General features: G+C 55.4%; 25 protein-coding genes. 1 reads left to right on the top strand and 24 read right to left on the bottom strand.

The window, feature by feature from the left end; translation table 11 throughout:
• Positions 1–43 precede the first annotated feature (43 nt).
• The 5 genes from FGI04_RS03350 to FGI04_RS03330 all read right to left on the bottom strand — a co-directional run bounded on the left by FGI04_RS03350 (position 44) and on the right by FGI04_RS03330 (position 5,365).
• Complete coding sequence (locus tag FGI04_RS03350) at positions 44–628, bottom strand: phage baseplate assembly protein V (protein WP_407336258.1); 585 nt, start codon at positions 626–628, stop codon at positions 44–46.
• Positions 625–1,725 (bottom strand): phage late control D family protein, encoded by a 1,101-nt coding sequence (locus FGI04_RS03345; RefSeq protein ID WP_407337383.1) that lies wholly within the window; start codon positions 1,723–1,725, stop codon positions 625–627. The genes FGI04_RS03350 and FGI04_RS03345 overlap by 4 nt, the downstream gene beginning before the upstream one ends.
• Positions 1,726–1,787: 62 nt before the next feature.
• Positions 1,788–2,000: a tail protein X gene (locus tag FGI04_RS03340; protein ID WP_407336257.1), complete on the bottom strand. Its 213-nt coding sequence runs from the start codon at positions 1,998–2,000 to the stop codon at positions 1,788–1,790.
• A 3-nt stretch (positions 2,001–2,003) separates the two neighbouring features.
• Positions 2,004–2,891: a phage tail protein gene (locus tag FGI04_RS03335; protein ID WP_407336256.1), complete on the bottom strand. Its 888-nt coding sequence runs from the start codon at positions 2,889–2,891 to the stop codon at positions 2,004–2,006.
• On the bottom strand, positions 2,891–5,365 hold the full coding sequence (locus tag FGI04_RS03330; protein WP_407336255.1) for a phage tail tape measure protein: 2,475 nt from the start codon (positions 5,363–5,365) through the stop codon (positions 2,891–2,893). The genes FGI04_RS03335 and FGI04_RS03330 overlap by 1 nt, the downstream gene beginning before the upstream one ends.
• Before the next feature lie 41 nt (positions 5,366–5,406).
• On the opposite strand from FGI04_RS03330, the gene FGI04_RS03325 reads away from it, so the two are divergent.
• Entirely contained in the window at positions 5,407–5,685 is a 279-nt protein-coding gene (locus FGI04_RS03325) for a hypothetical protein (protein WP_407336254.1), read from the top strand.
• Here the strand turns inward: FGI04_RS03325 and FGI04_RS03320 are convergent.
• From FGI04_RS03320 to FGI04_RS03230, 19 genes are all read right to left on the bottom strand, one after another.
• Positions 5,648–5,794: a GpE family phage tail protein gene (locus FGI04_RS03320; protein ID WP_407336253.1), complete on the bottom strand. Its 147-nt coding sequence runs from the start codon at positions 5,792–5,794 to the stop codon at positions 5,648–5,650. The two genes, FGI04_RS03325 and FGI04_RS03320, sit on opposite strands and share 38 nt — an antisense overlap.
• Positions 5,745–6,065 carry a phage tail assembly protein gene (locus FGI04_RS03315; RefSeq protein WP_407336252.1) on the bottom strand — a complete coding sequence of 107 codons (321 nt, stop codon included), beginning with the start codon at positions 6,063–6,065 and terminating at the stop codon, positions 5,745–5,747. Before FGI04_RS03315 ends, FGI04_RS03320 begins: the two co-directional genes overlap by 50 nt.
• Before the next feature lie 121 nt (positions 6,066–6,186).
• Positions 6,187–6,708: a phage major tail tube protein gene (locus FGI04_RS03310; RefSeq protein WP_024105325.1), complete on the bottom strand. Its 522-nt coding sequence runs from the start codon at positions 6,706–6,708 to the stop codon at positions 6,187–6,189.
• Positions 6,708–8,129, bottom strand: a complete 1,422-nt coding sequence (locus FGI04_RS03305) for a phage tail sheath subtilisin-like domain-containing protein (protein WP_407339984.1) — start codon at positions 8,127–8,129, stop codon at positions 6,708–6,710. The genes FGI04_RS03310 and FGI04_RS03305 overlap by 1 nt, the downstream gene beginning before the upstream one ends.
• Entirely contained in the window at positions 8,119–8,343 is a 225-nt protein-coding gene (locus tag FGI04_RS03300; RefSeq protein WP_407336251.1) for a hypothetical protein, read from the bottom strand. The genes FGI04_RS03305 and FGI04_RS03300 overlap by 11 nt, the downstream gene beginning before the upstream one ends.
• Positions 8,340–8,807, bottom strand: a complete 468-nt coding sequence (locus tag FGI04_RS03295; protein ID WP_407336250.1) for a Gp37 family protein — start codon at positions 8,805–8,807, stop codon at positions 8,340–8,342. The genes FGI04_RS03300 and FGI04_RS03295 overlap by 4 nt, the downstream gene beginning before the upstream one ends.
• Positions 8,807–9,265 carry a gp436 family protein gene (locus FGI04_RS03290; RefSeq protein ID WP_407336249.1) on the bottom strand — a complete coding sequence of 153 codons (459 nt, stop codon included), beginning with the start codon at positions 9,263–9,265 and terminating at the stop codon, positions 8,807–8,809. The genes FGI04_RS03295 and FGI04_RS03290 overlap by 1 nt, the downstream gene beginning before the upstream one ends.
• Position 9,266: 1 nt before the next feature.
• Positions 9,267–9,623 (bottom strand): DUF2190 family protein, encoded by a 357-nt coding sequence (locus FGI04_RS03285; protein WP_407336248.1) that lies wholly within the window; start codon positions 9,621–9,623, stop codon positions 9,267–9,269.
• Positions 9,624–9,633: 10 nt separating this feature from the next.
• Positions 9,634–10,569 carry a major capsid protein gene (locus tag FGI04_RS03280; protein WP_407336247.1) on the bottom strand — a complete coding sequence of 312 codons (936 nt, stop codon included), beginning with the start codon at positions 10,567–10,569 and terminating at the stop codon, positions 9,634–9,636.
• 17 nt (positions 10,570–10,586) lie between these two features.
• Entirely contained in the window at positions 10,587–11,675 is a 1,089-nt protein-coding gene (locus FGI04_RS03275) for a peptidase (protein WP_407336246.1), read from the bottom strand.
• Between the two features lie 194 nt (positions 11,676–11,869).
• The gene (locus FGI04_RS03270; RefSeq protein ID WP_407336245.1) at positions 11,870–12,319 is read right to left on the bottom strand and encodes a phage virion morphogenesis protein; all 450 of its coding nucleotides are present in this window, start codon (positions 12,317–12,319) and stop codon (positions 11,870–11,872) included.
• Entirely contained in the window at positions 12,316–13,137 is an 822-nt protein-coding gene (locus FGI04_RS03265; protein WP_407336244.1) for a phage head morphogenesis protein, read from the bottom strand. The genes FGI04_RS03270 and FGI04_RS03265 overlap by 4 nt, the downstream gene beginning before the upstream one ends.
• On the bottom strand, positions 13,118–14,611 hold the full coding sequence (locus FGI04_RS03260) for a DUF935 domain-containing protein (RefSeq protein ID WP_407336243.1): 1,494 nt from the start codon (positions 14,609–14,611) through the stop codon (positions 13,118–13,120). The genes FGI04_RS03265 and FGI04_RS03260 overlap by 20 nt, the downstream gene beginning before the upstream one ends.
• Complete coding sequence (locus tag FGI04_RS03255) at positions 14,611–16,215, bottom strand: hypothetical protein (RefSeq protein WP_407336242.1); 1,605 nt, start codon at positions 16,213–16,215, stop codon at positions 14,611–14,613. The genes FGI04_RS03260 and FGI04_RS03255 overlap by 1 nt, the downstream gene beginning before the upstream one ends.
• On the bottom strand, positions 16,212–16,769 hold the full coding sequence (locus FGI04_RS03250; RefSeq protein WP_407336241.1) for a DUF3486 family protein: 558 nt from the start codon (positions 16,767–16,769) through the stop codon (positions 16,212–16,214). Before FGI04_RS03250 ends, FGI04_RS03255 begins: the two co-directional genes overlap by 4 nt.
• Entirely contained in the window at positions 16,769–17,080 is a 312-nt protein-coding gene (locus tag FGI04_RS03245; RefSeq protein ID WP_407336240.1) for a hypothetical protein, read from the bottom strand. Before FGI04_RS03245 ends, FGI04_RS03250 begins: the two co-directional genes overlap by 1 nt.
• Positions 17,073–17,405: a hypothetical protein gene (locus tag FGI04_RS03240; RefSeq protein WP_039558121.1), complete on the bottom strand. Its 333-nt coding sequence runs from the start codon at positions 17,403–17,405 to the stop codon at positions 17,073–17,075. Before FGI04_RS03240 ends, FGI04_RS03245 begins: the two co-directional genes overlap by 8 nt.
• Positions 17,402–18,043 (bottom strand): hypothetical protein, encoded by a 642-nt coding sequence (locus FGI04_RS03235; RefSeq protein ID WP_407336239.1) that lies wholly within the window; start codon positions 18,041–18,043, stop codon positions 17,402–17,404. The genes FGI04_RS03240 and FGI04_RS03235 overlap by 4 nt, the downstream gene beginning before the upstream one ends.
• Complete coding sequence (locus FGI04_RS03230) at positions 18,027–18,755, bottom strand: transglycosylase SLT domain-containing protein (protein WP_407336238.1); 729 nt, start codon at positions 18,753–18,755, stop codon at positions 18,027–18,029. Before FGI04_RS03230 ends, FGI04_RS03235 begins: the two co-directional genes overlap by 17 nt.

The raw sequence follows: 18,755 nt of genomic DNA, 5'->3' as shown, positions 1-18,755 counted from the left end.
GGGCAGTATCGCCCCCGGAGAGATAGCCGGATATTAAACGACTTTAATGAGAGTGGTGATTAGAGTTGCCACCAGCATCCATTACGCTGCCAGTGGCATTGATACTGCCGTCAACACTCACGTTCCCATGAATGACTGCCGCAGCACCACCACCGCCGGAACCGGCAAGCCCACCCTGGTATGTCAGTTTCCCTTTCACCAGCACATTGCCGGTCATTTCGGTTTCTGGTGCATCGAGTGTGACTTTCTGTGTTCTGACCGTCACATCTGCTGCACATTCAATCACGATATGCTCAATGCCGCCGTTAATCGTCAGCGTGTGCGCCTGCCTGTCATAGTAGAACGCTGCGCCGTCGGCGTGCGTCACACCCCGCGCCTCAGCGTTATTGACCGGCGGCGTATCGACGCTGGAATAGACCGCGCCGAGGATCACACCGTCTTCGCCGTGCTCATCAAGCAGCACTTTGACTTGCTCGCCCACGTCCGGGAGCCAGTAGTCTTTATTGTTTCGCGTGTTGCGCTGCACCACATCCAGCCAGCCGGTACGCATGTTATCCAGCTCCGGCAGACGAACTCGGGCGCGGCATGTCGCAGGGTCAACCGCGCTGACTGTACCAGTGCGCATCATTTCTTCTTCTCCTTGACGGTTGTGGACGTCGTGCCATCCGGGTGATACACGGTCAGTGTGGTCTTTTTCTTCGTCTTCGTCCCCTTGGTCAGCGGCCCGCGCACAATCTCCATTTCTGACACGTAACCGTTACTGCGCGTCAGCGTATGGCGCACTGCATTCAGCAACCAGTCCCCAGAGAACTTGCCGAACCCAACGAGCGTGACCTTATTGCCAGCCACCAGCGTAACGGCCCCCATCACGGTGATTTGCCCCTGTTCCTGGTATTCATTATGCGAATTCAGCGCGGCAGTAGCTTTACGTTCAGCCGTATCCTGATTGCTCGCCCGGCCATTGACTTTCAATGTGTCGGCGCTGGTGGTGTCGGCGTGTGTTTTGGCGGTCTTGGCCGTCTTTGTGCTCTGAGATACTGAGCCGTCCGCTTCATACACCACCAGTTTCTTGTCGCTGGCGTTCTGATGCTTCAGCTTTGCCGACTTATATACCTGGTTGATTGTGTCGCGCAGCGAATAGCTGGCGATATCTGTTCTGGCCAGCGTCATCACGCTCGGCAACCCGCGCAGTGTATCGAGATGAGAAAATACAATCTGTGTGGCCGTCACTTTGACTGCGTAGCCGTACTCTTTGCCGAGCCGTTTCAGGAAAGCAACATCGGTTTCATTATTCTGTGTCACACGGTCTAACTTGATAGGTTCAATGCTGCCGACCAGTTTCAGCTTGTGCTTTTTAGCGATGCGGCTGGCAATCGCGCCGAGCGTTGTGTTCTCAAATCCACGGTTTGATTTGGTGCGCAATGCCGTATTCACCGACGTCGCAACACCCTTTATAGAGACAGTTGACGGCGGGCCACGGCTTTCAATCTCGTCGATTGAAAAGGTGCCGCAATCCAGCATCTTTTCGCCGAGGTAGCCCATTTGTAGCGTCACGGTATCGCCTTTTCCCGGATACCACTGGTTTTCCCATTTCCCGTCTACGTCCTCCAGCTCGACTTCTATCGTGTCTGATTCGCTTTTGATGTTGTCTGTATAGGTCACGCGCAGCACATAGGGTGCAATATCTTGGGTAATGTTCTTCTTCAGATACGTCAGGGAAAACATCGGTATCAGCACATCACGTGCAGTATCGGATTGCTGTCGCTGCTGTGTCGTCGTTGTCGTCGTTAACGTAGCCACGGCGGGGTATCCTCCACGTTGTTGACGTCGGCCTGCTCGATGACGGGAATGGCAAGCACGATACCGGAAGGCAATACGGGCGTGATGGCCACATGCGGGTTGGCGGCAATAATCCGGTCATACCCCATAGGGTCGCTGTAATAGGTGTACGCGATGCTGTCCCAGCGTTCGCCAGCCTTTGTGATGTGTTCGATAAACATCGCTTAAACCCTCCTGGTGGCGATAGCCGAAGCCATACGGCTAATCGTCGGGGATGACGCGCTCATCATGCTGGTCGCTGACCCGAGCTGCATGCTCACTTCATTCATCGTTGCCGCGATGTTCCCGCTACCTACACCCATCAATGATGACCGTGCATTGTTGACGAATGACAGCGCCTGGCTTGACGAACGGACGGCGCGGGCGGCATCGGGGAACGCGCCAGTGACTGACGACAAAGCGGGAATGGAGTTAGAGAGCGGCGTGGCGACACCGCCCAGTTGAGTCATCAGCCCTGGCACGCGAGCTAATGCAACCGTTGGATTGGTCGCCATCTTTTGCACAAGACGAACGGTGCTGGTTGCTGTCTGTAACGCTGACTGCGCATTACGCGCATAACCGACGGCAGAGCGAACCATGGATGCCATGCCGGAGGGGGCAGCGGCAGTGGACTTTGCTACTGCCTTGGTATTCGGCACGGTTTGCGCGATGGCCGGGGCTTTGAGCGGCTTTTTCGGGTCGCCGACGTACTCACGCAGTGTCACCTGGGCATTTAAGGCCAGCACATTGCCGGAACGGTCGGTCTGCTCACTGGTCGCTCGAACGTCAGTCACCACAAACCAGCCGCGATAGTCGCCATTGCCGAACACAAGCGCCTGTGCTTTATGGGTGCGCATCAGATTTCTCAGCCGGGCCAGCTCAGTTTCCGGCGTGCAGTACAGCCAGTTAAACACCAGGCTAATGCTGATTTCGTCCAGTTTCTCACCGATGAACTGCAAACGGGGTTTGCCCATGATTAAGGCGTGCTCGGCATAATCAACGCCAAACTGGGCTTCAAACCCATCCCAGTAAGTAATCAGCTCAAACTCAATATCACCTAACACAGCAAACATCAGGCATACCCCCGGCGTTGTTGTTCTGCGACGATGCGCTGCAACATCTTCTCCAGCTCGTTGAGTGACAGATTTAGCGCACGGGCGATATCTGGCGAACCGCCATTTTGCGGCTGGCCGTTGATGTTAATGGTTGGCGAGAATGACACTTGGATACCCGGAGCCGATGCAGTACCTGACGCAGCATTATTGCCCCGGCGCAAATTAGCTGGGTCAAAGGACTGCGCAGAAGCAGGAAGTTTGGGCATGTCAGGTGTCAGCTCGGTTGCAAGACGTTGCCCAGCGGCGGCGGCAAGCGGGGTACTGCGGCTGATGCCAATCGCTGCACCCTGCGCAATATTGTCACCGAACCCCATAAACACCCGGCTGGGAGAGTGAATACCTAATTTCTCAGCAAACCAGCCCTTGATGTTGTCGCCCAGCTCGCCGACTTTCTCTTTGGCCTGATCCCAAGTTCGGCTAATACCGTTGACCAGCCCGTGGATCATATTTGCGCCGAAATCGGTAAACTTTTCGGGAATATCAATGCCGAAATATTTCAGCACAGCAGACATGGCGCGATAAAACACGCCAATTGGCGACCAATCGATGATTAGCTTCGTGATACTGCCGATCCCCCCCGAGAACGCCGCCCGCGCTTCCGCCCAGATTTTTTTGAAGAACGCACTAATCGGTTCCCAGTAGCGGTAAATGAGATACGCACCGACGGCAATACCGGTTATTAATAATCCGATGGGATTCATTAATAGCTCTCGGCCCATAATTAAGACCGCACGCCCGACCAATGTAATACCGCGTAATAATGTGCTGCCTAAAATCCGGCCAAGAGTCATGGCAGATTTTGCCAGATTGCCGAACATGCTGATCCACTGGCGAGCACGACCACCGGCGCTGAATGCCAGCCGCAATAGCGTCCATTTGGAGTGCAGCAACATAACACCCTTGTAGGTATCAACAATCGGGGATAACAGCAGATTCATCCCCAGCCTGGCACCAATCAAACCCGCTTTAAACGCCAGTAATCCTGCTGCACCGGTGACGATATTTTTCACCAGTACCGGGTTTTGAGATATCCACTGTCCCAATTGATCCATCAGGGGAGTAATGGCAGAACTGACCGAAATTAGGGCCGGGCGCAATGATTCACCCAGACCAATCGCTGAATCATTTGTTGCTATTTTGCTGCGCCGCCATTGCGCGTCTAATGTGTCGTTTTGTGAGTCGAAATCTTTATCTATTGAGCCTTGCGCCTCTTTACTACCCATCCCAGCTTTTGTTTTCTGATAATCATCCCACCGTTGCCGCATTGCTAATAAATGGTTCACGGTTTGAATATCAGTGAATATTTCGGCTAAACCGAAAGACTCCATTAATTTTTGCTGGCCGTCTTTGTCACCTTGTTTACCCGCTTTTTCCCACTGTTTCAGGAATGCATCACCTTTTCCTTTTACAAACCTGTCGGCAATCATCAGTGATGTTTCATATTGCGAGAAGCCCTGTGCGACATAGCTCTGCATCGATTTTTGATAATCGACCCCGGCTTTCGCATATTTTGAAATTGTGTCGCTGCGGTTCATTGCTGCCAGCCAGTTACGCATATTTGTCGCCGCTTCGCCTTCTGTGCCAGCGCCTTCACGGCCGACTTCGAGCGATGCAATAATCTGCGACACAGCTTCTTGACCGTATATCCCTTTTGCAGCAAATGCAGTCGCCATTTCCGGTAAATACTGCGCCAAATCTTTCAGCTCAAACCGTCCAGATTTCGCACCAAATACGGCGCGGTTGAACGCTTCTTTCATTGCGGCATCGCCAGATATTTTTAGCGACTCAAACGCCAGGCTCATTTTTGCCAGATCGTTGATGTTGGCTTTTGATGCTGTTGCGGTTTTCCCCAACAGATTCATGAAGCCTGATGCTTTGACTGGTTCCATCCCTGCCGCAACCAGCGTATTCATTCCTTCCATCAGCGTTTCCTGAAGCTGATTCGCCTCTTTTGCTGATTTGCGCAGGACATGGCCTATTTTCGTTTCTTGATCACGAGATAGATCGCCAGTCACAGAGATATCACGCAACCCAGATTCAAATGATGCGTACTTTGTGACGGCATCCATCACTGGGGCTGCTGCCGTTCTGGCCATCGCATAGGTTTCGACGCCCTGACCATAGAGCGCCATGCGATTTGTTTTTGCCGAATCGCTCATTGCAGCAGCCGACTGCAACCGCTTTTGCTGCTGTTGCAGTTGATCAAGTGTTCTGCCAACCCGCTGTAAATCAGCGTTCAGACGTTGAGCACTGCGTGAACCAACCTGGCCATATCGCTCCACGGCACGGGTCAGTGTGTTCTGCCGCTCAGTGAGCTGGCGTGAGACATCGCCAAGCGAATCAAGTGTGCGGCGCGTGCCGGACATCGCAGAGCGAAACGCACCGGATATCGCCCCGCCGATAATGACGCCTATTGAGAACTCGGTAGCCACCGTCTACACTCCATTTATTCAGTTGATACGGGATTACAGATATGGAAAACGCGCTGACGCTATTGAAAGGACTACTGGTGACAGCGATTGGCGGCCTGTACATCTATCTGCTGGTGCGGTGGGGCATCTATACCGCCCACACCAGTAGCGATACCCTGATGTGGGTGGTGATGATGCTCGTCGGCGCAGCGGTGCTGCCTGTAGCGATGGTGCCGGTTATCTTTATCCTGCAACCCGTTATAGCCCTGCTGTCCATAGTGTTTGCCGCTATCAGCGCGCTGGTCAGCCGCCTGAATCGTCGTCGCCGTTCTCACGCTTAATCTGCTGGCTGGCTATTTCCAGCCAGTCCTCAAACTCTTCCACCTCCAGCGCGTCTAATTCACTCGGTTGCCAGCGGAACCACCTCGCCAGCACCCCCTGCGACTGCATCAGCGTCCTGGGGTTGTTTAGCCAATCCAGTGAGTTGCTGAAATCGTTTCTGCAACTCCAGATAATCACCCAAATCCATACCATCAAAATCTTCAGGCACAAATCCAGAGGAACGGGCGATCAGCAGATCGTCCCAGTCAGCAGGCTCAGCACTGACCTTGCGCACAGCTTTCAGGTCTTTGACTTGCAGGCGTCGTAGCGTCAGCGATTCGATACGGACGCCAGCCGCAGTGGTGTACGGGATAGAAAGAGGGAAAATGACATCAGACATGTGGTGCTCCTGAATAAAAGGTTGGTATTCAGGAGCAGTATGCGCAGCAGGCTGTAAGCCAGATATTAAAGGGATTTAATGAAGAAAGGAGGGAAACCCTCCTTTATATATAGCGGGGGAATTACCCCCCGATGTTAATACGATAGTCAGTCAACTGGTCAACACCGCCGACCCTGAAGATATTCGCCAAATAATCGAGTTCCAGTAGTTCTTCGCCGTCCAATACCTGCTTGATGTACGTGCAGGTAAACGAGCTGGAGAACTCAGCGTTCTCATGCTGTTTGAATGTCCCTAACGGATTTTTTTTAAACATGATTGTCAAATAGGTGACCAGCGCCACTTCATCAATGCGCCCCTGGCTACTGTAACGCTCAACGTTAGAGCGGCACTGTAACGATAACGAACTGTACGGGTTTGCGGCAGACAGCATCGCATCACGATAGAAGCTGTTCCACTTGATTTCGCCCTCCAGCTTGTCGAACCCGGACGGCAGTTCGACTTTGCCCACCATCCCTAACGCCTTGTGCTCTTGCATTGTCATGGTGACGTCCGGCAATTTCACTTCTTCTGCGCGGCCCAGCAGGTTCGTGCCGTTCAGGTAAATGTTCGCATTAGTGATGCGGTTAACTTCAATCTTGGCCATTAGCTGTCACTCCCGGATGTCAGGTTTGCCAGGTATTCAGAGGTGATCTCCGTCTCGAACGTCAACCTCTCCAACGGTGGCGGCGGCGTAAACTTATAGCTGAGTAGCAGATGCCCGGATGACAGTTCGGTTTCTTCGTTCCGTGTCGAGTCATACCAGCACTTAAACCCCAGCAGTGCGCCGTCGCCAATTAACTTACGACCGTAAGCATTAACTGACTCCGTCAGCGAGTCGATAAGCGCCTGGGTGATCGGCATATCGATATATGGCAGGCTGAAATACCGAATCGACTCGTTGATCACATCCGCTGTCCTGCGCACGTTCTCAAAGTTCTTCATGTGCGTCACGGTTGGCCAGGCTGCCGAACGGTTCCCCCACAGGCGCAACCCTGTGCCGTAGGAATTGAACACGGTGGTAATGCCTTGCTCGTTCAGCAAATTGACCTCGCAACTCGGGTCATCAATCATCGCTGTCAACTGGCGCTCAGCGCCGGTAATGCCCTGGATTTCCTGGTTAGAACTGCTCCACCAGAAACCCATTTCCAGGTCAACCTTGGCACGCAAACCAGCCGCCCGCTGGCTCAGTGGCTCCAGCCGTTCGGCATTAGTCGCTGAGTCGTACACTTTGACGTGTGGATAAAACAGTCTGACCCGCGATGAGCTGGTGTTGAAATTGATGGTGCCAGCAGGGCCGCGCCCGGTGATCACTTGCTCGTATGTCGTGCCGATAGGTGCATCAACATATGCCATCGCCCCTAATTTTTCGGCAAGTGCTTGCAGCTCGACGCGGATACTGTTCTGTGTGCAGTAAACTGGTGCCAGCAGAATCTTTGCAAAGAAGCCGTATGCGTTATAGGTATCGTGCAACAGCTTCATACCTGTTCGATTTCCCGCTGCGTTGACGGCACCGATGATGTCTGCGGCGGTCACTTTCGTCGGGTCGGCGTAGTCGTAACTCGCCAGCGCCGTATCGATGGATTTATTCAACCGTGTAATGACGCCCGTCTGTTGATCCAGCGTGTAATCCGTATCGAGTACATACGGTGCAGAACCGGCGTCTTTCTTCAGCACAAGACTGGCCACAACGGGATTAGCCAGCGTTACAGAACCGTTGCTGTCGAACGTTACCGGTTCATTATCCACATGCGTTTTATGCACTGCCGGGTCGAGCACGTTGATAACAAGTACAGTGCCTGCCGCATGATCATAAATGGCATCCAGCGCCTGGGGTATCGTGAACCCTGTCAACTGACCGCCGAATTTCGCCGCCGCGGTGTCAGAGGTGCACAGCGTGACGGTATTGACCGGCCCCGCTGGCGCAGTGCCGATTAACCCGATGACGGCGGATTTTACGGCTTTGACGACGCGAGCGCCGGTTTCAACTTCTGTAGTTTCGACACCGTGAAGATAGTTAGCTGCCACTGTTCACCTCGTCTTTTGTCTTGTCTGTCTGCCGGTTTTTAGCCAGTGCGACAGGTTGGTCATCAATCTGTGTCAGGTGCTGCAATGCGACCAGCGTTTTCACGTAGTCGTTATCAGGCGGCAGCAAGACGTCTTTGCCGGGCCACAGCAGCACTTCAGTGCCGTCGGCAAGCGTGACGCCTGACGCCGGGCCGGTGTAGCGATAGTTTTTCATTCGTCCTGTTCCTCTGTATCAATCCCCGCCAGTAACGGGCCGTCAGGGAGATCGGTGTCTTCAATCAGTACGGCTTCGGTCGCGAAATCGAGGGCGTACTGCCACAACCCGGCGACGTTGCCGATAAATACATCCCGCACCAGCCAGATTTTCCGGTTGCAGCCTGGCGGCTTGTAACCGCACAGCACCCGGCGTAATACATCCAGTACCGCCACCGCGCCCTGGCGACCATTAAGCTGTCTGAATACTACCGTGGCGTTAAACGTCACGGTTTGGGCCTGCAACATCGCACCGATGTCTTCCGGCTTGCCGAACCTGGAACCGGCGTAGCTCACCAGAACCGCCCCGGTAGGATGGTTCAGCCGGTAGTCCGCCGGTTTCTCTGGGAAATACTCAATGTGCAACGTGGGCAGTTTTTCGCGCAGCCGGGATACCACGGCATCCACAATCGGTGAGACGTCCATCAGAATTTATCCAGTACGCCGTTACGTCCACCAAACGTGGGCTGACGCCCACGCACCCTGAACTCACCACGCTCTGGCGCATCGGTGCCGGTTGACTGCAACCCGAGCGTCAGCTTTGCATCACGTATCTGTTCAAGCTGTTTCAGCGCCGTTTTGTAATCATCCGCCACCAGGTCAGGCATCGCACCTTCCGCCCGACGGGTATACAGCCGGTAGCGAGTCAGCGTCACAGCAATGTCGCGCAGCACGGTCGGAATTTCGGCCAGCGGCAGGGTGTACCGCCCGCGCAGATGGGCGTCAATCAGCTCATCGGCATAGCGGACAGCGCTGTCAATGACTGTAGTATTCACTGGCAACGTTTCACCGTACATGGAGCCCGTAGCCATCTCGTCATTGGTCAACTGAATCAGCGTCGCTTCCGGCACAAGTTCGAGTAAATCCGCAAGGGTGCAGTACATGTCACACCCCGCGCAGGATACGGATGATGTCGCCCTCGGCGGTCGCCGCATCCAGTGCGATGCCGTTCGATACACCGGCAGGCGTTTCACCGGCAGCAGCGACTTGCGGGATAGCACGGGCGCTGGCGTCGGACTGGACAGCCTGGCCGCGTGCGATAGCTGCACCGGCTTCAACGGCAATAATCCCCAGCACATTGACCGGTATTGCCGTATCGGCATCACCGTCCACCTCAGCCACACCGAGCGCAATCGCCCCGGCCGCACACGGGGCATTATCTGCCCCGACAAACCGCTGTGCGGTCAGCGCGGCGGTGGCCACGATGGTGGTGGTCAAAACAGGTTGCTGTGTTGCACTCATGATGCCCCCGTTATTTCAGAATGTTGGTAAGGAGATACCCGGCATCGCCACCAACTACCGCAACTTTGTAGATATCGGTATACCGGCAGTAATTCACTTTGCCGCCCGCGCCGTTGTATTTATCGACAACCGGCATACCACGGCGGCGGAAGGTGTAGCCGAAAGAGGGTTCATTCTCGTCAGCACTTTCCGCCCCGGCGGTAACCGGTGCGACGTAATGCAGCATCAGTGAGTCACCCCAGATGTCAGACTGGTCTTTCCCGACAGCCGGGGAACTGACAGCGCCACCGACCAGCACTTTCGGGATATTGAAAATATCCGCCAGGATCTGCTCGGTGATGCGTTTACGTTCATTGGCCCCGATCTGCGCCTGGATAGCGGGGTGATAGCGCAACGCAGCCATGACGCTTGCGCCGAGTGTCATCACATTTGGACGCACTCCCATCGCGTTCCTGACCGCCTCAATGCCCTCTTCGATCAACGTGACGGGCTGGCCCTTACCACCCGCCCAGCGCTCTGCTGCCGCGAGTGATTTCTTTGACTTGTCGAGGTAGATTTTCGGGTCTTGCGCCAGGCGTGCCGCATACAGCTCGCGCTTTAAGTCGATACCGTTCGTTGCCCGGCGGGCGGCTTTCGCTTCTTCGTTGAACAGCGATTCCGCCTGTTCACGGTAATCAACCGGTGCCGCCAGGTCGTGCTCGTTCAGCACGATATCCATCGAGCTGGATTTCTCGCGCAGCAGCACGTTACTTTCCGCCCCGATAGCACGCTCGGTGTCGTACTCGACGAACGCCCCTTTCCCGAAAAGCGGCACGATAATGCCTTCTTTCTCGGCCAGAACGACCGGAAACAGGTTTTCGCCAATAAAGGCAGCATTGCGATACCCGCGTGCGACTGATGTCAGCACCGGGTCAACGATGCGTTTGCCTCTCAAATAGTCAGACATAGTTTCCTTTCCTTAAATTACAGGCAGCGGGTGACAGCAGCGTCGTAGCTGATGCCTTCGGCTTTAGCGAGTGCCTTAGCCTTGTTGTGCAGAGCCAGCCGAGCCGGGTCGGCTTCGGCGAACTCGGCTTCGACAGGTACGGCATTGTTGTCTTGCACACGCACCTTAGTTGCGCGCTCACCAAACAGCAGCACAGGCGTAGCGCCACTCAGCAGGTCTTTGAACGCCGTCGCAAGCGGTCGGGTCACGTCGCCTTCGGAGAACTCCATCGGCGTGGCGCCCGTTGAAACCGCATCCAGCAGCGCGACAACCACCGACTGTGCAGCCGGTGCCAGTGTGCCGTTCGCCACCAGAGTTTCTGCAAACGCCGCATTGCTGGTGTGAACCGTTTCCTGACGACGCTGCGCATCCGCTTTCGCCCGCGCGTCCGCGTCGGCTTTCAGCCGGGCGTTTTCGGCCTGCATCGCTTTAATTTCTTCTTCTGTCACTGTCGAATCCTCGTTTGATGGTAAATGTGGCGGCTCGCTAAACGCCGCCGGGGGGACTTTCGCGGCTTCATCGCGCAGGGCATCCAGTTGCCAGGGCGGCAACACCGTGTCTGCGTCTTCCAGACCGAACTTGCTGATGATGAAATCGCGCAATCTGCTGAACAGGCTGGCACTGGTCATCAGCCCCCAGTCTGCAAATTCCACAACGCCGGTTTCCTGCTCACCGAACGCCGCAGAGCGCAGTCCTTTGATTGACGGTGGCTGTGCGCCGAGAAAGCCAACGTGACGCAAATACAGCACGCCCGGTTTCGGGTTGTTCGGGCTGTCCGGGAGATAGAACGACGCGGAGATTTTTTTATAGCGCCCGGCGGTGACCAGCTCGGCGAACTGGGGGTCAACCTGCGCCGGTTCGGCCAGCAGGTCACTGCCCGTTGCCGACAGTGACGCGACCCAGCCATAGGCGGGATCATCCGTCTTCGGATGGCCCACCACAATCGGCGCTTCATGCACTGCCGAGTCATAGGCTGCTGCACACGCAGCCAAATCAGCAGGCGTAAACGGCAATGTCGTGCCGTGCATGTCGGTATGGGTGCCGGATTTGAAAATGTGTAAAGGCATAACACCGTCCTGTTTTCGTTAAACAGGGTCAGTGTCATCGATGGTGAGAAAAACGGATTTTAATGGCGTTTAGAAAACACTACCACATGGCGAGGTGAGAGGTGGGCAGAAAGCCAGCCTGTAAAGGCTTTATAAAGGATTTTCAGCCCGTATTGCCAGCACGCAGCACATCTGCGTACCGGCAATGCGAAAAATCAACTATGAGCCGCTGATTCCAGGTGCCGCTGTATCGTATCGAGAACCGAGCGGACTGTCTCAGGTTGCAGCTCACCGTCGGCATCAATCGGCAGGTACGGACGGGCAGGTAACTCGACCGACTCATTACGGCCAGTCTTGCCGCCAAACTGATGGATAGCGGCATAGACAACATTGGTGCCGATAGTCGCATGACTGGAATCATAGTCTGTCGATACTGACGCAGCCAGCCTGCCCGTGTCTCTCAGCGTCTGACCACTGCGGTCTTCTGCGGCCAATGACACCAGCCACTTCGGTCGCCCCTCATCGCCAAAATTCAGTGCAGTTTCAGTCTGCAACGTTCCGGAAATTTTACGCATCGCCGGGGTCATGTCGGTTGCCGCCATCTCCAGCGCACGCAACCCGCGCCGCAGCTCGCGGTCATTGATAGTGACAGAGACAGTACTCATGGTGTTAACTCCTGTTTTGCCAGCCCTGACAACGGGCCACGATACCGAGCGAGGTCAGGCCGGTACGCCGCACCCGGCGCATATGACCAGCCGACATCCGTTGACACCTCATGACCACCGCTTTTGAAAGTAGCGACCTGCTGCATTTCACCGGTTTTTTCGCTGACCAGTTTCAACGACCAGCCCATCATGTTGGCAGACTCAATAACCTTCAGGCCACGCGCCCGGATATCATCACGACTCAGTGCAATCACCGAACAGCGACAGCGCCACCCATTTGGCGGATAGAACGCCTGCCAGAACGGGTCATCGAACCTAAATACTTTGCCGTGCAGTTGCAGGTGGCTCTTCCGTGTATGGCTGTCGTTGATGCCGGTATACATCCAGAACGGACGGTCATCGACGTTTTCCATCTGCTCGGCCCAGCGGCCCGCACTGTAGAGCACAGACATATTGGTACGGAAGATGGTATCGAGCCGCCACGGGCTACCCTGCTGAATAGTGACCGGCTCACCCGTCACCGGGTCGGTCGTGTCTCGCGGCCCCCACCAACCTTTGCGCTGCAAAACAGGCTCAAGCTCCTTGCGGAACCAGTTGCCGGTCTTGCCCTCGTCCAGTGCCTGTTGTAAGGCGGCGCGGATATCTTCAAGGATATCCAGCCGGGTGACTTTGGCCACGGTGAACGCCCTTGCGTGGGCCTCCTGCCAGACTTCTTCCCAGTCCCAGCTAATCGCAAACCCTTTTTTACGCAGATACTGCATTGCACGCTTCGGCGGCAGGGTCATGCAGTACGCCAGGTCAGCCGCTGTTGCGCTCATGCAGCCGCCCCCAGATGTTAGCAACGAACAGAACCCTGGCCAGCCGCTCTTGCAGGTCATCACTGCCCATTTGCGGATACAGCTCAGCCAGTTCACCGAGCAAATCAACCGGACGAACGCCCGCCTGAACCCGCTCAAACAGCGGAGCCAGCACCGGCTCAAGCGTCGTAGTCAGCGTGCCCCCGTTCATCAAAATATCCAGTGCCTCATCCAGCGTATCCTGTGCGGTCATGTCAGCGGCCACGGCTTCGGCAAATTCGGGGGGGAGTGCCCCGGCCACCCCGGCAGCAGGCGTCTCGTCGATGTCGCCGTCCTGAAGCTGGTATTGCCGTTTCCAGTATTGTGGGGTGAATTTCGCCCCGGCACGGCTCAGTTTCTCGTCTCGCGTGGCGAGCACATCATCAACGGATTCCTGTTCCCACAGTTGATAAACGGGGCTGTCAACGCTACCGAAATTCAGCTCAACCACCCAGCGGATCATCTGGTTGATAGCACCTGTCACGATATCGGCATCACCGTCGCGGATATCCGCCGTCACTTCCAGTCCGGCCTGGGCGCTGGCTTTATTGCTACTGGCTTCTGTCGTCTGGTTCTGCCCCAGCAGCGCCATCGCAATTTCACTGCGTGATTCCCGGATCAGGTTCTGGAAAATCTCGCTGGAATCAGATTTGCCCGCCGCTTCTTTGATGTCCACGGACGAGTCATCCGGGATGGCAGCCACCGCGTCTTCAATCATCGCTTCCAGTGAATCCAGCAGCGTGTTGATTTCACTCTGAGCTGTACCGCGCGGGTGTTTGCCGATGACCCACGGCGAACCATATTTCTCAGCAAACCGCACCCAAAACTTCCAGCCGCCTTTCTTGAACGCCACTGGCCAGAAACACATCGACAAATCCGGGAAACCATACGGGTTGTCATAGCTGGCGTCCTGCCGGGGCAGCAGGAATTTGTACTGTGGTACGGCTTCACCATTCAGCCCCGCATCCCGCGCCCGGAAACGTAACTGGTTGGATGAATCGAACATGAACCATTCCGGCGGCTTGCCAACCACATCAGACACCGACCAGGCTTTCGCACTGCGTTGCCACATCAGTTCGCACGGCTGATAGCCGTAGAGCACAGCGTCCGTCATCTCGCCGATAATGCGCGACACATCCAAATCAGCCAGCATATCGCGCACAAAGTTAAATACCCGCACCGGGGCTGTGCCGCGCTCCAGACCGCGTTCCAGCGCTTTCACCGCCGCCTTCCGCCGACGAATACAGCCGCCGACCAGCGGGTCGGTGCGCAGTTCCCGATAGATTTTGATATCGCGCCCTTGCGCCTTCAGGATTGGGTCGGGGTTTGGCAGATACATGCCGAATGCAGCGAAATCCATTGACCGCTCACGCCCGGCAATCTGCGCTGTCAGCGACTGGCTCGGCTCGGCGAAATTGACAAATTCAGTGGGGGACACCCAGATGCCTCGTGCCATTAGTAATTCTCCAGTAAACGGGTGGACGAACGGCGGCGGCGTGAATTGACGGTGACCGGGCCAGCATTCATTGCGACAGAGGCATACCATGCTAAAACCAGAGCAATAGCCGTATCGCCATGACGATATAACTCAGGGTCTTTTAAATCTTCTTTACGAACTGGGGAAACCATCGGGATGCCGTCAATATCTTCGATGCTATGTAAATCCTGCTTCACGTTGTCGTCAGCGGGTACTGTGATCACACCATCCTCAAATGCTTGAATCAGCTTTGGCATCCATGTCCCATACCAGGAACGGTTGAGGTTAATCTGGGCGATACGATTTGTGCCAAATTCATCGGCAGTATATTCAGCCAGCGTTTGGCCAGGCCCAGTTGCATCCATTGCTCCCGTAAATCGTTGCAATGTGCGCAGTAAATACCAAAGAATTTGTTCCTGTTGTCGTGTGGGAACTTTATGCATTTCAATGATGAGTGGAACCCGTCGGTACAAATTGGGCATCACTGCCAACAATACGACGGATGAAAAATCACGGTGGCGGGCAAAGTCTTCACCTACGGCATAGCGCAGAGTCGGATCAAGTCTGGCAATAACTGGCTCCAGGTAACGAGTAATCCAGTCTGTTGCGAAGGCTTCACGCTCCTGACGAGACTTAGTAGAAAAGTCATCATCCAGAGTCAGGCGTAGCACTACCCGATCATTACCAGGAGGCATGGCCGCTTCAATCCAAATACCAGGAATACAAATACCGTTTCCGTCACGAGGTATTGCATCCAGCTCCTCGCGCATAGCTGCTTTTCTGGGGCCATAGGCGTTACGGATACGGCTGTACCACGCAGATTTCGCTTCGAGAGTGGGTTCTTCCCCCTTCATGAAACACACACGCTCAAACAGACCGTTCGCGACAGCATCATCAAACGTCACGGTATAGACCGCTGCGTCGTCCCCATAAAGCCCTTGCTCAATGTCGGTTACGAATGTATTGAACGGATTGGAGCGCCCGTTGTGTGAAGAGATAACAACGATACGCCCTCCCCAGATCAACAAAGCGGTAGCGGCGTCCAGCACACCCTGGACATCCTGATGGAATGCAGCCTCATCAATGATGACCATACCCTGCAAACCACGGATGTTAGCGGGTCGGGATGAAAGTGCGACAACCTGAAAACCGGAAGCATACCGGATTCGGTAAGCGGTTATACGGCGGGTATTTCCCTCGTCATCCTGATCTTCAAACAGAAACTCTTCGATTTTTGAGACAGAATCAGCTTGCTGTTCGGCAATGACGCGGGAAAATTTCGCGCAATAGCCAATGAACTCCAAACCTTTTTCTTTGGTATCGCCAATGTAATATACATCCATACCACCGCTGTTCTTTCTGGCCGCAGACGTCAGAACGGCATCAAAACCAAATGAGAACGTTATCCCGGTACGACGACCTTTTGGTACAGCCAGGATAGACTTCCGAATTTTCAATACACTCACCTGATGGGCCATCAAGACACCATCTGTCATAGGATTGAAACTTTCGGGAATATCTCTGGCTCGTGGTGGCAGCTCTTCCCATTCAACGATTCGTAATGTGCTACTGAGTTCTTTCATCGTATGCCCAGAACCTTCTCACGCCAGAATCGAACTTGCTCTTCACCCAACCCCTGGGCTTTCGCTGCTTTATCCAGCGCGGCAGCCTGTTCACGCAGTAATTCTTCGCGGGCTTCACGCCGAATATCAGCCTGGTACTTTTTGAGGTTGACGGAGGCACGCGAAAGTGTGGCCACGTTTTTTGCAACTTTCGACAAGAGAGCGACACGCTCCTTATGATCAATCTCTCCCTCTTCAGCTTCCTGCAACTGGACGATGCTCTCGAACAGCTCGGTCTGTATCAGCGCTATCACCGCTTCCGAACGCGCATCCTGATCATCAGTTGCACCCTCAGTCAGCATCCGGGCGGCTTCAGTTGCTGAACGAATTGCCGCAAAACGGCGCTCGATTTTCTGGCCATAACGATGGATGGCCGACCGGCTGATAACGTAACCCTGTTCACGCAGCAGGCTCTCCAGTTCGGCATAGCCACTGAAGCCCGATTCGGTCAGCGCACGCTCAAGCCAGCGGCGGGCATCATCCGGCAGTTTGTCGATAGTGCTGCGTCTGGCCATCACTCACTCCAGTATTTTTCCGGGCGGGCGATACCCGGCCCGCATTCCACGGTGTACTCGACGATATCAACGCCCAGGCGTGTCAGGTCTGCAAACCAGTCACCACTGGGGCGCTTGGTCAAATCGACCATCTTGCGGTCTGACAAGTAATCCAGCTCCCGGCGCAGTTCCAACGGGGTGGTATCCGGGTAAATAGCCTGCGCTACATCCAGTAACAGTGTTTCACTGGCGGTGTACGGCCGAGTTTTGTTGAGTGCAACCAGCAAACTCCAGCGCAGTCCCTCTCTGCGTGCACGGGCGATATCAACCATGTTGTCCTCCATTCATTCGGTGCTGTTGCACTAGTTCCAGTTTGTTGTAAACCGCATCCAGTTTGGCCTCGATCACCGTCTGTCCACGGATGTAATCCTCACGCCGGACATAGGTAACCGGCAGATCGGCGCGGAACTCCAGGAATTCACGCTCCAACCGCTGCCAACCTTTTTCGCTCTGAGAACGGGCCTGCTCCAGCGCACCAAAACGCTCGTTCAGGCGCTGTTCTATCTGCGCTAGCAGAATTTTTCCGGCAGCAAATACAAACCCTAAAAAACCCAGCAACAGGCCTACTAATTGCCAGAACTCGACTTCAATTTTCATTTTCCCTTCCTGTTTTGTAGCGCCTTGATGTAATCCAGCAGGCCGTTAATCTGCGCCACTAATTGCTGGTAGCGCTCGCCGGTGTCGATGCCGTGTGCGAGGACGTCGCGCTGTGTGACGCCTGATTCGCGTAACCGGGCGTCAGCGGAGCCAGCGGTTGCGGGCGCGTCGCCAGGCCAGCCGGTAGGGGCGGCAATTCCTGTTCCAGCGTCGAGACCAAAGGCGGCGTTGTATTGCTGCACGAAGCCAGCAGTAAACACGCACTGCACAGGGTGAGCCTGGCCGCGAGCATCAATCCAGAGTTGGGTAACATCGTCGATTTTCCTCTTCAGGTTTTCGTTCTGGGTACGCAGATTTTTAGTGACTGTGAGGTACTTCTGCTCGGCGTCATTCGCAGTCTGCACCTGCTGCTGGTAGCGCTGCTGTAATGCGACCAGCGCAGCGTTATCCCGCTCCGCGTGCTGCTGGGCCTGCCGGGTGTAGTCGGCCTGCAATGTGGCCAGCGCCGCTTTGCCCTCTGTCTCAGCCCGTGTAAAACCCTGCTGATAGCCGCGATGATGGATAAAACCCAACGCGACCAGCACGGCTGCGATGCAGAGCAGCAATTTCCAGGGAAGATTATTAAGCCCGGTCAACACAGCTACGGCCTCCCCAGGTGAGATAGCGCGGAGCCAGTTCCAGCAGAATGCGCTGCGGATAATGGCGGTTCTCCCGCCAGGCGGCGGCATGACGCCCGGCGTTAACGGTAGCGACCTGGCTGAACCAGCGCTGACTGTCCAGCCCGCGCTGGGCAGCCAGCTTCTGGTCGCGCTGTACCCAGCCCAGCCCGCCGTTATAGCTCGATAGCGTCATGGCCATCCGCTCGCAACTGTTGGCAGCACTGATGCGCTGCCAGAGCCAGCGGTCATAACTGGTCAGCGCCCGGATGGCCCACGCTGGGTTAAACGGCTGATTAGCTGCCAGGGCGGGAATAGCATTGCTGATCCACTCTGAGGTTGTCGGCATAAACTGCGCCAGGCCGCGAGCGCCAACGGGCGACACCGCTCGCGGGTTCCAGCCGGATTCCTGATGCAACTGGGCGGCAAAGTCAGCAACTGGGGCATTCAGCCCCCAGTCGAGGCGGGCGTTACGGATCACGTCGTTGCGGTATTGCTGTGCGGCAGCGGGCAGCTGTGCGGCATGAGCCTGGCTGAAGAAGCCGCCACACCAGAGCAGCCAGGCAATCACCAGATTGGCCACAAGCTGCCACCAGAAGCTGTATTTATCGTTGCGTGGTTCGCCATGTTTTATGGCTGTTACGCCCAGACCAAAGGCGAGCAGAATGATGAAAGTGATTTGCGGCCAGCCCAT

Source organism: Dickeya ananatis (genome assembly GCF_019464615.1).
GTDB classification, from domain to species: Bacteria; Pseudomonadota; Gammaproteobacteria; order Enterobacterales; family Enterobacteriaceae; genus Dickeya; species Dickeya oryzae.
Note: the sequence above shows the minus strand (reverse complement) of the source record. Positions and strands in the feature narration are given on the sequence as shown.